This window comes from Methylocystis sp. Uni0008 (assembly GCF_056838045.1).
In genome coordinates this window covers 1034609-1050571 of record NZ_CM166370.1, presented here as the reverse complement: position 1 = coordinate 1050571, position 15963 = coordinate 1034609, and the positions used below count along the sequence as shown (strand labels likewise).

Below are 15963 nucleotides of genomic sequence, written 5' to 3'. Positions count from 1 at the left end.
TTCTCCTCCGCGGGGCGTCGCTCAGAGATGGAGATTTTCGAGAAATGCCTATCGCAATCAATCTTCGCGACCGCGCCGCCGCCGCGCCCCGCCGGGCCTCCCGCCTGACGCTGATGGGCGCCGCCGCGGCGTTCGCGCTTGGCGCGGCGATCGCGCCTGCGCCGCTGACGCCGGCTTTCGCCGAAGCGCCGCTTTCAGGGTCGGTCGTCGCCGGTCCTGCGTCTTTCGCCGACGTCGTCGAGCGGGTTAAGCCCGCCGTCGTCGCCATCAAGGTCAAGGCTGTCGACGACTCCCAGGGCGGCATCTTCGAGGTGCCTGAGATGTCGCCGGACGACCCGATGTACCGCTTCTTCAAGCGCTTCGGAGAGCCGGGCGCCGGTCGTCCGCAGAAGCACATGACGATGTCGCAGGGCTCCGGGTTCATCATCAGCCCCGACGGCTATGTCGTCACCAACAATCACGTGGTCGACCATGCGAATGAGGTCGAGGTCGCGCTCGACGATGGCAGAACGCTTCCGGCCAAGGTCGTCGGAACGGACAAGCGCACCGACCTGGCGCTGCTCAAGATCAGCGACGGCCAGAAGTTGCCCTATGTCGACTGGGGCTCGGCGGCGCCGCGCGTCGGCGACTGGGTGATCGCGGTTGGCAATCCCTTCGGCCTGGGCGGCTCGGTGACGGCCGGCATTATCTCCGCGAGGGGACGCGACATCGGCGCGGGGCCTTACGATGACTTTCTTCAGATCGACGCGCCCGTTAACCGGGGCAATTCCGGCGGTCCCGCGTTCGACTCTCACGGCAATGTGATCGGCGTGAATACGGCGATCTACTCGCCGTCCGGCGGCTCGGTCGGCATCGGCTTCGCCATTCCCACGGAAGTCGCGAAGGACGTCGTCGCGGCGCTCAAGGAGAAGGGCACGGTGTCGCGCGGCTGGATCGGCGTGAAGATCCAGAACGTGACGCAGGAAATCGCCGACAGCATGGGCTTGAAGTCCACCAAGGGCGCGCTGATTGCGCAGCCCCAGCGTGGCGCTCCGGCCGAAGACGCCGGCCTCAAGTCTGGCGACGTCATTACCGCGGTCAATGGCGACAAGATTGAAACCTCGCGCGATCTCGCGCGCCGCATCGCCGCGCTCGGCCCCGGCAAGACGGTGGACATCACCTATCTGCGCTCGGGCGCCGAAAGGACGGTGAAGCTCAAACTCGGCGCCTTGCCCGACGAACGCGAGGCGCGCGCCGACGACGAAGACTTCTCGGAGCGCGGTCCTGAATTATCCGGCCTCGGGCTCGACTTGGCGCCGGCGGCCGATGTTCGCGGCGCGGGCCGGGAAGGGCTCTTCGTCGCGGACCTCGATCCGTCCGGCGTCGCCGCTCAAAAGGGATTGCGCAGAGGCGACGTGATCGTCGAGGCCGGCGGGCAGCCGGTCAATTCTCGCGGGCAGCTCGCCAGCGCGTTCGAGACCGCCCGCAAGGAAGGTCGGCGTTCGGTGCTGCTTCGAGTGAAGTCTGCGGACGGCGCGAAATTCATCGCCGTCCCGGTGAAGGGCGCCGGCTAAGCCGGCTCAAGGAACTTCTTGCGTCGAGGCCGACACACTGCACCCGCCCGCAGCCGGTCTCCGCAATGAAGAGCGTCGGGCAGAGCCAGTCCCCTCCTGGCTCCCGATCGCGGGCAGGCTGGCGCGTCATGCGCCGGCCTGCCGTTTTTTTGCAATCTCGGCTATACTGAAACATGCGCATCCTCATCATTGAAGACGACAGCGAAGCGAGCGAATACCTCGTCAAGGCTTTCCGGGAGCAGGGCCACGTCGCCGAACACGCCCCCGACGGGCTGGCCGGCTATGGGCGCGCCAGCGAAGGCGAGTATGACGTGCTGATCGTCGACAGGATGCTGCCCAAGATGGACGGGCTCTCGCTGATCTCCGGCTTGCGCGAACAGGGCGTCCAAACGCCCGCGCTCATTCTCTCCGCGCTCGGCCAGGTCGACGACCGCGTGAAGGGCCTACGCGCCGGCGGCGACGACTATCTGCCGAAGCCCTATGCCTTCTCGGAACTGCTCGCGCGCGTCGAAGCGCTGGCCCGCCGTCGCGTTGGCCCGAAGGGCGAAGAAACGCAATATCGGGTCGGCGATCTGGAGCTCGATCGCCTGTCGCACAAGGTGACGGTCGCCGGGCAGGAGGTCGCGCTGCAGCCGCGCGAGTTCCGGCTGCTGGAATATCTCATGAAGCATGCGGGCCAGGTGGTGACCCGCACCATGCTGCTCGAAAACGTCTGGGATTATCACTTCGATCCGCAGACCAATGTCATCGACGTGCACATTTCCCGCCTGCGCTCCAAGATCGACAAAGGCCGCGAGAACCCGCTTCTGCACACGATCCGCGGGGCAGGGTATATGATCCGTGACGGCGCTCGGTAAGCTTTTTCGAACGACGGCGTTCAAACTGTCGATCGCCTATCTCGTGCTGTTTTCGATCGGCGCGGGGCTCGTGCTCGCGCGCGTTGGCGCGCGCGTCAAGGAAGTGCTCGACGAGCAGATCGAACAGACCGTCGACGCCGAAATCCGAGCGCTCTCCGAACAATATTCACAGGGCGGCTTGCGTCAGCTGGCAAACGCCGTGGAGCGGCGCGTGCGCGCGCCCGGCAGTTCGCTCTATCTGCTCTCAAGTCATTCCGGAGAAGTCATCGTCGGCAATATCGAGCAGCCGATTTTTACGCCCTCCGGCGGCACCGAACTCGTCGAGACGACCTATGAGCGGCGCGGCGAACCGGGAATAAGACATCCGGCCTTGCTTCGGCTGTTCCTCCTTCCCGGCGGCTTTCGCCTGCTCATCGGCCACGATATCGAAGACCACGAGGTGCTTCGCGGCATTCTGCGCCGGGCGCTTGGCGTTTCGCTGTTCTGGCTCGCGCTCGTTGGCGCGCTCGGCGGACTGTTCGTCTCGCACCGCATGCTTGAACGCGTCGACGTGATGTCGGCGTCGGCGCGGCGCATCATGGCGGGCGACATGAATGAGCGCCTGGCGGTCTCCGGCGCCGGCGACGAACTCGACAGGCTGGCGGAAAATTTCAACGCCATGCTCGAGCGCATCAGCGAGCTGATGGTCGGCTTGTGCGAAGTTTCCGACAATATCGCGCATGATCTGAAGACGCCGCTGACCCGCCTGCGCAACCGCGCCGAGGCGGCTTTGCGTGCGGGCTCCAGCAACGGCGAGCATCGCGAGGCGCTCGCCGCGGTGATTGAAGAGTCCGACAGTCTCATCAGAGTATTCAACGCCCTGTTGATGATCGCGCGCGCCGAGGCGGGCTATTCGAGCGACAACATGGCCGTCTTTGACGCCGACGCCGTCGTTCGCGACATCGCCGAAATGTATGAGCCCGTCGCGGAAGAGCAGGGCGTGCGTCTCGACGTCGCGGCGCAGGAGGGGCTCGCGATCACCGGTAGCCGCGAATTGCTCGGCCAGGCGCTAGTCAATCTCGTCGACAACGCGCTGAAATATGGCGGCGGCGGCGACGAACCGCGTATCGCCATCGAGGCGGGGCGCGTCGGCGACCGGGTGGAAATTGTCGTCTCTGATCGGGGACCCGGCATTGCGCCGGCGGATCGCGAGCGAGTGGTCGGACGTTTCGTCCGGCTTGAGAATTCGCGTTCGCGGCCGGGTTCAGGTCTTGGGCTGTCGCTGGCGGCGGCGGTCGCGCGAATGCATCACGGCGCGTTGCGGATAGAGGATAATGCGCCGGGATTGCGCGTCGTGCTGTCGCTGCCGGCGATGCGGACGACCGTCGGCCCGCCCGCGCGAATGGAGCGCGCGTAAGACGCCGCTCGTGAGGGCGCGCCGGATTGCTCGATGAGACGCGGCTTCAGCGGGGTCACTGTCGCCGAGGCGGCCGGCAGACGCATCATCACGACGGTGCCCTCTCCAAGACGGGAGCGGAAACGTAGCGCGCCGCCATGCAATTCGATGAGCGCGCGGGCGATGGCGAGGCCGAGCCCCGATCCGCGCATGCCGTTTTCCATCAGGTCGGCGCATTGCTCGAACGGCTTGCCGAGCTTTGAAATGGCGCGGGGGTCAATGCCGCGTCCGGAGTCCTCGATATAGACGTCGATCGCGCCGCCGTGCGACCGCGCGCGCACCCGCACGACACGTCCGCTGTCGCTGAATTTGACGGCGTTGGAGAGAAAAATGCTCAGCGTCTTGACGATCGCCGCCTCGTCGCCGACGCAACGCAGGTTCTCGCCGGCGTCGGCGACGAGTTCGATGTTCTTGATCTCGGCGCGCGCGCGAAAGGCGCAGATGGCCTTGCGCAGCGCTTCCGCGACATTGAACTCGCGTTCAGCGAGACGGACGAGGCCGGCTTCGAGACGCGACATGTCAAGAATGTCGGACAGCACTTCGTTGAGGTAATTGCCGCCCTGACGAATGCCGCTGCAATATTCGAGATATTTCGGCGAACCGAGAGCGCCGAAGGGCTCCGCCTCCATCATCTCCGAAAATCCGATGATGGCGTTGAGCGGCGTGCGCAGTTCGTGGCTCATATTGGCCAGGAACTCCGATTTCGCCACGTAAGCGGCTTCCGCTTCCGCCTTCTGGTGATGATATTGTTCGGCGAGAGTCGCGAGCTGCTGCGCCTGCATCTCCAGAGTCTGTCGCGAGCGGGTAAGATCGGCGACGCTCGCCGTCAGGCGGCGCTCCGATTCGCGAAGCTTCTCTTCATTGCGCTTGAGCGCGGTGATGTCGGCGCCAACCGACACATAGCCGCCGTCCTTGGTGCGGCGCTCGTTGATCTGCAGCCAGCGACCGTCGACAAGCTGCGCCTCATACGTGCGCGCGTCTGGGGAGGGACCGTCCGGGGATGCGACTTCGGTGCGGATCAGCGGCGCGGTGGCGCAGCTCATGATTTGTCGATAGCTCGCGCCGGCGGTTGCGGCGTCCGCCGACAGCCCATGCAGCGCGAGAAATTTCGAATTGCAGGTCACGAGTCGATTCTTGGAGTCCCACAGCACGAAGGCCTCGGAAATCGCGTCGATCGCATCGCGCAGGCGCAGATTGGCCATCCTGGTTTGCTCGGCCAGCGCGCGCTGCTCCGAAACGTCGATGGCGATCCCGATGAGATGCCTGCCGGCTTCGCGGCCGTCTTCGACGATCTGCGCCCGCGCGCGCAGCCAGATCCATTCGCCGGCGGCGTTCTTGAGCCGAAACTCGTGATCGACGCTGCTCGTCCGCGTGGTGGCGACGATATCGGCCATCGTCTGGAAATCGCCGTCGTCGGGATGCAGCAGCTCGCTCAATTCGGCATAGGAGAGAGAACGGCGTTCGGCCGGCAGCCCCAGCATTTCATACATGGAGTCCGACCAATAAATCCGGCCGCGCGTAATGTCCCACTCCCAGAGTCCGCACCTGCCGCGAGACAGCGCCGCTTCGAGACGTCGACGGATCAGCGTGTTGGCGCGTTCGAGCTCCTCCCGGCGCCGGGTCTGATGGATGTAGGCGGCGACGATGAGAAGCAGCAGCAGCGTGGCGCCGGCGAAAATCAGCGCATATCGCGCGGCGATGACGCGCCACTCGCCCAGCACATTGTCGACCGGATAGATCATCGCCACTTGGCCAAATGGCGTCGGCAGCTTCCTGACGCTGACGAGCGCGGGGACGCCTTCGGGCAGTATGACGCGCATCACGCCTGAATTATCAGCGAAGTCGACGAGCGCCTGTTCGGCGCCGAGCGCCTGCGACAGCGTGAGGTCTCTTGTGGGAATTGGCGGAAACGCCGCGGCGACGCGGCCATGCTCGTCCGTCACCAGAATGCGCCGTCCGCGCGCCAGCGCCCCCTGCGGCAGCAGCTGATCGAGCGGCGCGCCAAACGGCTGCTTTTGCGCGCCGGTCTTTATCTTGTCGCGCAGATCGAGCGACACGGCGCGCGCGAAAAGCTCGAGATCGTCGACGGCCTGCTCGACCAGCCGGTCCTGCATCGCGGCGGTCAGAGACACAACGAAGGCGGCGAGAGAGACGAGGCAGACCGCGCAGACGGCGAAAGCCAGCGGACGCAGCCAGGCGAGCTCCTTCGATCCCTTCGCGTCATCCTCATCGAACCGATACGCTCCCCACACCGTATGGGCGTGAGTCTTCACGCGGGCAGCGGGAGCGCGCGCCATCTTGAGCCTCCGAGATGATTGTGATGCGAACGCGGCTTGACGCCCGAATCACCTTCATTCGAATCTCTCGAGGCGCGATTGTCCAGACCTTAACGCGACGTTAACGACTCTTTTTTGGGCGCCCTCAGCCGAGCGCCCGCGTCGCGATATCGCGCAGGTCCGCGGAGAGGTTGTCCTGCGCGACGATATGCTTGAGCCGGACTTCGATGAGGTCACGGCGTCGCGGCTCCATCGTGCGCCAGGATCGCAGCGCCGAGAGAAGCCGCGCCGACACCTGGGGATTCTTCGGATCGAGCTCGAGAACGACGCTCGTCAATAAGTCGTATCCTGATCCGTCGAGCGCATGAAAGCGCGTGAGATTGCCGTTCGCGAAAGCGCCGATCAGGGCGCGCACGCGATTGGGATTGGTCATCGAGAATTCCCGATGCGTCATCAGACCCAACACGCGCTGCGTCGTCGCTGCTTCCGGAATCATCGCCTGCAGCGAGAACCATTTGTCGATGACGAGCGCGTCTCCGGCATATTGCGCATAGAAGCGAGAGAAGGCCTCCTCGCGCGCATGACCGCCGAGGAGCGCCAGCGTCGCGAGCGCGGCGAGCTTGTCGGTCATATTGCCCGCGGTCTCGAACTGCGTCATCGCGAGCGCGCGCCCTTTCTCGGGATCGCCGCCGGCCAGGAGATCGAGCGCCACATTGCGCAGCGCGCGCCGGCCCGCGCTCGCAGCATCAGGGGAATAGGGAGCGGCTACCGAAAGGGTCGCGTAGGTCGCGCTAAGCTCTGCGCCGAGCGACCTGCCGAGTTCTGCACGTAACGCCATGCGGGCTTCAAACAGAACGTCAGGATCGACATCGGCGCCCTTTTCGCGCGCGAGGTCTATGTCGGACGGCAGCGACAGCGCCTGCGCGACAAACGCCGGATCGTCCTCGGCGCCGGCCAACAGCAGGCGCAGCGCTTCGCTCAGTCCCCTGGCGTCCAGAGCGCCCGTTTCAAGCCGCCCGAAAATCGCGCGCAGGGCGAGGTTCTGCGAGGCCTGCCAGCGATTGAACGGATCGTCGTCGTAGGCGAGCAGGCGCTCGAGGTCCTCGCTCGACGGCGTGGGATCGAGGCGCACAGGCGCGGAAAACCCGCGCAGCAGCGAGACGACGGGCCGTGCGTGAATCTCGCGGAAGCGGATGACGCGCTCAGCCGAGTCAAGTTCGATCAAACCGCGCGCGAGTTCTGTCGACGCAGCGTCTTCGCTCACGAGATCGAGCTTCTGTCCGTTCTCGCCAAAAAGCGCGAGCGCCAGGGGAATGACGACCGGCTTCTTGTCGCTCTGACCCGGCGTCGGCGCCGTCTCCTGACGTAACTTCAGAGTGAATGTCTTCGCGATCGGATCATAGTCGCTCGAGGTCGTCACGATGGGCGTTCCCGCCTGACTGTACCAAAGCGCGAAATGCGTCAGATCGCGGCGCGACGCTTCAGCGAAACAGGAGAGGAAATCTTCAACCGTCGCGGCCGTTCCGTCGAAACGTTCGAAATAGAGATCCATGCCGTAGCGGAAAGCTTCCTCGCCGATCAGCGTGCGCAGCATGCGGATGATTTCAGCGCCCTTCTCGTAAACCGTCGGCGTGTAGAAGTTGTTGATCTCATGATAGACCTGCGGACGCACCGGATGCGCGAGCGGACCCCCGTCTTCCGGGAATTGCGCGAGCCGCAGTCCGCGCACGTCGCCGATGCGCTCAACCGCGCGCGAGCGCATGTCGGCCGAAAATTCCTGATCGCGGAAAACCGTCAGTCCTTCCTTCAGGCAAAGCTGAAACCAGTCGCGGCAGGTGATGCGATTGCCTGTCCAATTGTGGAAATATTCATGCGCGATGACGCCCTCGATGCCGGCGTAATCGCCATCGGTCGCGGTCTCCGGCGAGGCGAGCACATATTTGTCGTTGAAGATGTTGAGGCCCTTGTTCTCCATCGCCCCCATGTTGAAATCGGACACGGCGACGATGTTGAACACGTCGAGATCATATTCGCGCCCGAATTTTTCTTCGTCCCAACGCATGGAGCGCTTCAGAGCGTCCATCGCGTAACCCGCGCGCGCTTCCTTCCCGTGTTCGACGTAGATGGCGAGATCGATGGCGCGCCCCGTCATCGTCGTGAATTTGTCGCGCACGACGCCCAGATCCCCCCCGACAAGCGCAAAGAGATAGGAGGGCTTCGGGAAAGGATCGCGCCACACGGCGTAGTGGCGGTTTGAACCGGCGATGTCGCCATGCTCGACCGGATTGCCGTTCGACAGCAGGATTGGCGCCTCGCTCTTCTCGGCTTCGATGCGCGTCGTATAGACGCTCAAAACGTCAGGCCGATCGAGAAAATAGGTGATGCGGCGAAACCCTTCCGCCTCGCATTGCGTGCAGTAGGCCGAGCCGGAGCGATAGAGGCCGGAAAGCTGCGTGTTGCCGCTCGGATTGAGTTCGGTGTCGATTTCCAGCGTGAAAGGCGCGTCGGGAACTGCGGCGAGAGTGAGGCGGTCCGGCGTCGCTTCATATTCGCCGGGGCTGAGCGCCTTTCCGTCGAGCTTGACGCCGAGCAGGATCAAATCGTCGCCGTCGAGCACGAGCGGCGCATCAGGCGTTCCGGCCGGATTGCGGCGCAGCGTCAGCCGCGCGCAGACGCGGGTCGCGGTCGGATGCAGAATGAAGTCGAGTTCGACCGAATCGATCGCGAAATCGGCAGGACGGTAGTCGGCGAGCCGGATGGCGGCGGTCGAAGGATGACGCATTTCGTCCTCAGGGCTAGGGCCACGGTTTCTGCGGGATTATAGAACGCGCGCGCTCGTTTGCGACGGCCGGAGGCCTCAAATACCGGGCGGCGCTGTCTGTTTTTTCTGGAAAATCTCCGGCGATTGGCCGAATTGGCTTGAGCCTGTCGCCCCATAAGGGCAAAATCAGCGCCGTCGCGGCGCCAAGAACATGGCGGCCGCCGCCGCACGCGCCAATCCAGCGCGCGCCGCTTCGCCCTTGGGACGATCCCGCTGGTTCGACAGCGGAAGCAGGCGCCGGCCTGTAAAGCGAAGGTTTATGATCAAGCACATGCGGCGGGCGCTCGCTCCTTTCATTGGCCTTTTCGCGATCGGCGGCTTTCTGACTCTCAGCGCCCAGGGCGCGCCAAACGCGCCAGTCGAGACGCGCAAGCCAGCCGAGACCCAAAAGCCCGCCGAGACGCAGAAGCCGGCTGAAACGCCGAGTTTGCAGCCGATCCTGGTCAAGATCAGCGAAGATCAGATGCGCGTCGCCGGCGTTGAGACTCAGCCGATCGAGCAGGAGTCGGGCATGGGCGAGCTCGTGGTGCCGGGAGTCGTCGCCGTGCCGCCGCAGCAGCTGCGCATCGTGGCCGCGCCCGCCGCCGGTCTCGTCGAGACCTTGCTCGTCGCGATCGACGAGGACGTCACGCAAGGCGCGGCGATTGCGACACTTAAGTCTTCTGAACTCGTGGAGGCGCAGCGCGCCTTTCTGCACGCCGTCTCGGACGCCAGCCTCGCGACCGAGAAGCTGCGGCGCGACGAGCAATTGTTCAAGGAGCATATCATCGCCGAGCGGCGGTTGATCGTCACGCGCGCCGAGGCGACGCAGGCGCGCTCGGCTCTGGAGGAACGCAAGCAAATTCTCTCTCTCGCCGGCATGACGGATCAGGAGATCGAGACGCTTCAGCGCGATCGCAAGCTCGCAAGCTCGCTTGTCGTGCGCGCGCCGATCGCCGGGACCATCCTGCAGCGCCACGGCACGACCGGCGAGCGCGTGCAGGCGTCGGCGCCGCTCTTCACGATCGCCCGGCTCGACCCCATCTGGGTCAATCTGCAGGTGCCGCTTGGCCGCGCCGCCGGCCTCGACAATGTAGACCGGGTGCATCTGCCTTCGGCGGGAGTGGACGGCAGGCTCATTCGCATCGGCCGCACCGTCGACGCGGCGACCCAATCGGTGACCGCCGTGGCCGAGTTCCGTCCCGGACGCAGCGCCCTGCGCCCCGGCCAGGCGGTGCAGGCGATCATCCGCATGTCAGGCGGAGGTTCGGCGCAGTGGCGCGTTTCCGCCGACGCGCTCGTCAACTTCAAGAACCACAATTGGGTGTTCGTACGCACGCCGGAAGGTTTTGTCGCAACCCCTGTAACGCTACTTTCCGAAACGCCGCAATACGCCTCGGTGCAGGGCGCGCTCAAGAAAAGCGACCGCGTGGCCACGCGCGGCCTGCTGACCTTGCTGGCGGAACTGGCCGAGGCTGAAAGGTGACGAAAAGCAATGCTTGAAAGACTGATCCGCGTCGCCCTCCAGCAGCGGCTGCTCGTCTTTCTCGGCGCGCTCGGCCTCGCCGCCTGGGGCGCCGTCAGCTATTTCAAGCTGCCAATCGACGCCTTTCCAGACGTTGCGCCGGTGCAGGTGCTGGTCGCGATGCGCGCGCCGGGCCTCACGCCCGAGGAATTGGAGGCGCGCGTCACCGTGCCGATCGAACTTGCGGCGAAAGGCATTCCCAACCTCGTTCGGATGCGCTCGACCACGCGCTATTCCGTGACGCTGATCACCTTCGAATTTTCAGAAGGCACCGACATCTATTGGGCGCGGGCCCAGGTGAACGAGCGCTTGTCGCAAGCGCAGAGTCAGTTGCCGGAAGGCGTCTCCGGCGGCCTCGCGCCGATCGTCACGCCGCTCGGCGAGATGCTGATGTTCACCATCGTCGGCGGCGATCTCACGCCGACCGAACAACGCACGCTGATCGACTGGACGATTCGCCCGGCGATCCGCGGCCTTCCCGGAGTCGCCGACCTCAACGTGCTTGGCGGTTTCGTGCGCACGTTTGAAGTCGCGCCGTCGCCCTCCGCGATGGCGTCCCGCGGCGTCACCGTGGAAATGCTGCAGTCGGCGCTGTCCAACAACAACAAGAACGACGGCGCCGGGCGCGTGCGCGACGGCGAGGAAGCTCTGCTGGTGCGCGCCGAGGGGCGTCTGAAGTCCCTGGAGGAAATACGCTCCGTCGTCATCGCCGCGCGGGGCACTGGCATCGTGCGCGTCGGCGACGTCGCCGAGGTGCGCAATGGCGCGCTTCCGCGCAACGGCGTCGTCGTGCGCAACGGCGAGGGAGAGGCGGTGTGGGGACTGGTTCTCGGCCTCCGCGGCGCCGATGCGCGGCAGGTCGTCAATGGCGTGAAGGAGCGGCTTGCTGAAATCGAGCCGATGCTGCCGAACGGCGCCAAGATTGAGATCTTCTATGATCGCAGCGAACTGATCGGCAAAGCCGTGTGGACCGTGCAGAAGGTGCTGATCGAGGCGATCGTCCTCGTCGTCATCCTTCTGATGCTGTTTCTGGGCAATCTGCGCGCGGCGATCGTCGTGTCGCTCATTCTGCCGCTCGCCGCGCTTTCGACATTCGGCATCATGCGCTGGTGGGGTCTTTCGGCCAACATCATGTCGCTCGGCGGTCTCGCGATCGCCATCGGGCTCTTGGTCGATTGCGCCGTCGTCGTCGTCGAGAACGTCGAACACCGCATGGCGCATGCGCATGACGTCAGTCTCTCCGATCGCATCTTCATGACGCTTGAAGCGACCCGTGAAGTCGCCGTCCCGCTGACGTCTGGCGTCGTCATCATTGTCACGGTGTTCCTGCCGTTGCTCTCTCTCGAGGGGCTCGAGGGCCGACTGTTCGCGCCTGTGGCGCTGACCATCGCCTTCGCGCTCGGATCGGCGCTTGTGCTGTCGCTCACCGTCGTTCCGGCGCTAAGCGCGACGTTGCTCAAGCCCGGTCATTCCGACGAACCCTGGCTCGTGCGCAAGATCGCAGCGATCTATGAGCCTCTGCTCAAGCGTTCGCTCGACCGGCCGCTGATCGTCGGCGGCGCCGCCGTGCTCGGCCTCGTCATCGCCTTTACGGCTTATGCGCGCATCGGCCAGACCTTCATGCCGGTGATGAATGAGGGCACGCCGGTCATCACGATTCGCAAGCATCCCTCGATCAGCGTCAATGTGGCTGCGGAAACCGACATGCGCATTCAGCGCGCGATCATGGAGCGCGTGCCGGAGGTCAAGGGCATGATGGCGCGCGCCGGCGCTGACGAACTCGGCATCGATCCCGTCGGCCTCAATGAGACGGATAACTTCCTGCTGCTGGCGCCGCAAAGCGAATGGCGCAATAAGGACGTCGATTGGCTCATGGGCGAGATCCGCGCCGTGCTCGACAGCATGCCGGGGATCTCCTACGCCTTTTCGCAGCCGATCGACATGCGCGTGCAGGAAATGATCATCGGCGCGCGCGGCGATGTCGTCGTCAAGATATTCGGGGATGATATCCAGGAGCTTAATCGCCTCACCCGCGAGGTGGCGGCGACGCTGCGCAAGATCAAAGGAGCGCGCGACGTCTTTGGCTTGCAGAATGACGGCATGCGTTATCTGACGGCGCGCGTCGACAGGCTCGCCGCGGGACGGTTTGGCCTCAACGCCGGCGAGATTCAGGATGCGCTGCGCGTCTGGGTCGACGGTCAGCCGGTCGGCATCGTCCTCGAAGGACCGATCCGCACGCCGCTCGTCATACGCGGCTCCGAGACCTCCCGCCGTTCGTCGGTGGATTTTGCGCGTCTGCCGATGGTGTCGTCGGAAGGCAAGGTCGTCGAATTGTCGCAGCTCGCCGACGTAAAGGTCGAGGACGGGCCGATCCAGATCATTCGCGAGGAGGGCCGTCGCTTCGCCACAGTTCTCGCCAATGTGACCGGACGCGACCTCGTGGGATTCGTCGATGAAGCCAAGCAAGCCGTCGCCAAGAATGTGAAGACGCCGCCTGGATACCGTTATCAGTGGGGCGGCCAGTTCGAGAATCAGCAGCGCGCCTCCGCGCGGCTGGCGATCGTCGTGCCCATCGCATTGGCGCTGATCTTTCTCTTGCTTTATCTGACGTTCAATTCGGTGCTGCAGGCGACGCTGGTGTTCTGCAATGTGCCTTTCGCGGCCATCGGAGGCATTCTGGGCCTGTGGCTTTCGGGAGAGTTCATGTCCGTGCCATCTTCGGTCGGCTTCATTGCGCTCATTGGAATCGCGGTTCTTAACGGGGTGGTGCTCATTTCGTATATCAACAAGCTTGTCGCCGAAGGCACGCGCAGCACGCGGGAAGCGGTGCTTGAAGGCGCGCGACGCCGCATGCGCCCTGTGATGCTCACCGCCACCATCGCCGCCTTCGGCCTGATCCCCTTCCTGTTCGCCCATGGGCCCGGCGCCGAGATCCAGCGCCCACTGGCGGTCGTCGTCATCGGCGGCTTGATCTCGGCCACGGTGCTCACGCTGATCTTGCTGCCGATCCTTTACGATCGCACTGCCAATCTCGGCATGATCATTCGCCAGAAGTTCAGCCGGCGCGCGATACGGCGGCCCGCGGAAACGCGGGCGCGCGAGGGCGCCCGCGCATGAGGGTTGGCGCGGTCTTCACGGCGTTCTCACTACTGGCGCTCGCTTTGCCCTTTGAGGGGAGAGTCTGTGCTGAAGAGCAGAGCGAGCCGGCGCCGATGGAGATTGCGGGCTCGGTCAAACCATCGCCGAAGAAAGCCCAGAAAAAACGGCCGGCCGCCGCCAAGCAGCAACGCGGAGGCGTGCTGCCGAACCATCTCCAGATGGCCGTTTTGATCGACGCGCAGAGCCGGTCGCTCGAAGCGCAGTTTCGCGCCATCTCCGCGCGCTACGCGACAGCGAATTCGATTACGCCGGGCTCGCCTTATGTCGCCGGCTATCAGCGCAACGCCGCCGCAGGCAATTTGCGCAATTACAACGAAACCGAACTCGAGGTCGGCATGCCGGTGTGGCTGCCAGGGCAGCGTGACGCTTACGCAGGGACCGTCACGACCGGCCTTTTCGAGGTTGAAGAGCGGCTGGCGCTTCGCCGGCTCGAAGTCGCGGGGGTTCTGCGCGACGCGTGGTGGAGTGCGCAGCGCGCGGCGCGCGACGTCTCGGTCGCGCGCAACCGCGTCGCCACGGCGCGCGACATCGGCGCGGACATGACGCGTCGCGTCGAACTTGGCGACGCCGCCCAAACCGATGCGCTGCTCGCAAAGAACGAAACGCTCGCCGCGGAAACGGAACTGGCGCAGTCGGAGGGGGCGCTCAAGGTCGCGCGGGTCAATTACGCGGGCTTGACCGGCGGCGCCCAGCCGGATGGGCGGCTTGAGTCCGTGCGGCCGCCGATCGACATCGAGGATCATCCTGCGCTGCGCGCGCCGCGCGCCGCGCTGGCGCGGGCCAGGGCGCAGGCGGAGCTTGTCGACGCCACGCCGATCGATAATCCTGAGATCGGCATCTTCGGACGGCAGGAGCATAACGATCAATATGCGACGGACCGTTCGCTCGATCCTATGGATCCGATCACCAATCAACGCACCGATGCGACGACCGTCGGGGTCCGCTTGCGCATCCCGCTGCCGACCGCTGGTCGCAACGAGCCCAGACGCGCCGAGGCGCTCGCCGACATGGATCGCGCCACCGCAGAATATGAGCGCGCGAAACGCGTCGTGCTGGCGGAAATAAAGGCGGCGCGCGTGGCGCTGGCGGCGGCGCAGAGCGCCGCCAAACTCGCGAACAGCCGTCTCTCCGTCGCCAACGATCAGTTCGAACTGTCGCGCAGAGCCTTCAAGCTGGGCGAGATCAGCGCTTTCGATCTTTACCGCGTACGTCAAATTCAGCTGGAGGCGCAGCGTATGGAGGCGAACGCCGAGGTGAATGTCGGCGTGGCGATCTCCCGCCTCAATCAAGCGCTCGGTTACGCCCCTTAGCGCGATCCACGCGGCGGCGATCTCCGCTAGGCACAGCCGCGAATAAAGGCGGCGATGCGCGAGATTGTCGGCTGATCGAGCAGCAAGGGCGCGTGCCCCTGGCCGTCGACCCACACCCGCTCCAGCCGCGGGGCGCGCCGCGCCATTTCGTCAAACACTTCGGGCGAGAGGATGTCCGAGTTCGCGCCGCGAATGGCGAGAAGGGGAACGCTCGAGAGCGCCTCGAAGTCGTCCCAATATTCGGCGGGCTCGACGTCGGGCTCTACCCCATCGAGCGTATGCGACAGTTCCGGATCGTAGCGCAGCTGAATTTTGCCGTCCCTTTCGACGAAGGTGAGGCGCGCATACTCCTCCCATTCCTGCGGCGAGACGCTCGAAAAATCGACGCCGGCGGTCATTCGCATCAAGGCGATCGCCTCGCGCATGGAAGGGATCGGCGGCAGCCTGCCGACGTAGCGCTTGATGCGGAGCAGGCCGGAATGCTCGATCTTCGGTCCGATGTCGTTGAGCACGGCGGCGCGCACGACGCCGTGCCGCCGAGCCGCGATGCGCATGGTGTGAAGGCCGCCGCGCGACGTCCCGATGAACGCCGCCTGTTCGACGCCCGCGTCGGCCAGCTGAACCCGGATATCCTCCTGCTCGACGTCGAAGTCATAGCGGCGCCAGTCCTGATCCCAGTCGGACCGTCCGCGCCCGCGATAGTCGAGGGCAAGCACCCGCCGGCCGTCGGCTTGCAGCGCCCGGGCGATGCGGTTGAAGTCGTCCGCCGAGCGGGCCAGCCCCGGCAGGCAGACGATCGGCAGCAAGCTCTCGCCGCCGTCCGCCGGCGCGGGGTGATCGAGATAATGCAAGCGGAGCCCGTCGGCCGCGGAAACGTAATGGCTAACCGGTTCTTGCGCAGACGCCATGACCATTCCTGTCTAACGAAATCCGCCGTATCGACTGTGACATTTACGCGATGGATGCGATCCCGCAACTGCGCCGCTGGCGCTTTCCGTTCCTTGACTTCAAACCCGGTTGCGGCGAGTTTGCGCGCGACCGCGAGGCG

General features: G+C 65.0%; 9 protein-coding genes. 6 read left to right on the top strand and 3 right to left on the bottom strand.

Annotated features, from left to right (window positions below; all coding sequences use genetic code 11):
- The first annotated feature begins 44 nt into the window (after nt 1–44).
- The 3 genes from AC0X69_RS05165 to AC0X69_RS05155 all read left to right on the top strand — a co-directional run bounded on the left by AC0X69_RS05165 (nt 45) and on the right by AC0X69_RS05155 (nt 3806).
- Nucleotides 45–1553 (top strand): Do family serine endopeptidase, encoded by a 1509-nt coding sequence (locus AC0X69_RS05165; protein ID WP_482611933.1) that lies wholly within the window; start codon nt 45–47, stop codon nt 1551–1553.
- A 173-nt stretch (nt 1554–1726) separates the two neighbouring features.
- Nucleotides 1727–2410: a response regulator transcription factor gene (locus AC0X69_RS05160; RefSeq protein WP_482611931.1), complete on the top strand. Its 684-nt coding sequence runs from the start codon at nt 1727–1729 to the stop codon at nt 2408–2410.
- Nucleotides 2394–3806, top strand: coding sequence for a sensor histidine kinase (locus tag AC0X69_RS05155; RefSeq protein WP_482611929.1), 1413 nt, complete (start codon nt 2394–2396; stop codon nt 3804–3806). The genes AC0X69_RS05160 and AC0X69_RS05155 overlap by 17 nt, the downstream gene beginning before the upstream one ends.
- Here the strand turns inward: AC0X69_RS05155 and AC0X69_RS05150 are convergent.
- Complete coding sequence (locus AC0X69_RS05150; protein ID WP_482611927.1) at nt 3698–6142, bottom strand: PAS domain-containing sensor histidine kinase; 2445 nt, start codon at nt 6140–6142, stop codon at nt 3698–3700. The genes AC0X69_RS05155 and AC0X69_RS05150 overlap by 109 nt on opposite strands.
- Before the next feature lie 124 nt (nt 6143–6266).
- Entirely contained in the window at nt 6267–8903 is a 2637-nt protein-coding gene (gene pepN / locus AC0X69_RS05145) for an aminopeptidase N (RefSeq protein WP_482611925.1), read from the bottom strand.
- Between the two features lie 298 nt (nt 8904–9201).
- On the opposite strand from pepN, the gene AC0X69_RS05140 reads away from it, so the two are divergent.
- From AC0X69_RS05140 to AC0X69_RS05130, 3 genes are read left to right on the top strand one after another with little or no spacing between them, the layout of a single operon-like run.
- Nucleotides 9202–10407, top strand: coding sequence for an efflux RND transporter periplasmic adaptor subunit (locus AC0X69_RS05140; RefSeq protein WP_482611923.1), 1206 nt, complete (start codon nt 9202–9204; stop codon nt 10405–10407).
- 9 nt (nt 10408–10416) lie between these two features.
- Nucleotides 10417–13563 (top strand): efflux RND transporter permease subunit, encoded by a 3147-nt coding sequence (locus tag AC0X69_RS05135; RefSeq protein ID WP_482611921.1) that lies wholly within the window; start codon nt 10417–10419, stop codon nt 13561–13563.
- A complete protein-coding gene (locus AC0X69_RS05130; protein WP_482611919.1) occupies nt 13560–14915 on the top strand; it encodes a TolC family protein in 1356 nt (451 codons plus the stop codon). The genes AC0X69_RS05135 and AC0X69_RS05130 overlap by 4 nt, the downstream gene beginning before the upstream one ends.
- A gap of 26 nt (nt 14916–14941) precedes the next feature.
- On the opposite strand, the gene AC0X69_RS05125 is transcribed toward AC0X69_RS05130, so the two are convergent.
- On the bottom strand, nt 14942–15823 hold the full coding sequence (locus AC0X69_RS05125) for an alpha/beta fold hydrolase (RefSeq protein ID WP_482611917.1): 882 nt from the start codon (nt 15821–15823) through the stop codon (nt 14942–14944).
- Nucleotides 15824–15963 lie beyond the last annotated feature (140 nt).

Excerpts from the sequence above, each read along its gene's own strand:
- AC0X69_RS05150 (WP_482611927.1), bottom strand. The coding sequence starts at position 6,142 with ATGGCGCGCGCTCCCGCTGCCCGCGTGAAGACTCACGCCCATACGGTG.
- AC0X69_RS05160 (WP_482611931.1), top strand. The coding sequence starts at position 1,727 with ATGCGCATCCTCATCATTGAAGACGACAGCGAAGCGAGCGAATACCTC.
- AC0X69_RS05130 (WP_482611919.1), top strand. The coding sequence starts at position 13,560 with ATGAGGGTTGGCGCGGTCTTCACGGCGTTCTCACTACTGGCGCTCGCT.
- AC0X69_RS05140 (WP_482611923.1), top strand. The coding sequence starts at position 9,202 with ATGATCAAGCACATGCGGCGGGCGCTCGCTCCTTTCATTGGCCTTTTC.
- AC0X69_RS05165 (WP_482611933.1), top strand. The coding sequence starts at position 45 with ATGCCTATCGCAATCAATCTTCGCGACCGCGCCGCCGCCGCGCCCCGC.
- pepN (WP_482611925.1), bottom strand. The coding sequence starts at position 8,903 with ATGCGTCATCCTTCGACCGCCGCCATCCGGCTCGCCGACTACCGTCCT.
- AC0X69_RS05135 (WP_482611921.1), top strand. The coding sequence starts at position 10,417 with ATGCTTGAAAGACTGATCCGCGTCGCCCTCCAGCAGCGGCTGCTCGTC.
- AC0X69_RS05125 (WP_482611917.1), bottom strand. The coding sequence starts at position 15,823 with ATGGCGTCTGCGCAAGAACCGGTTAGCCATTACGTTTCCGCGGCCGAC.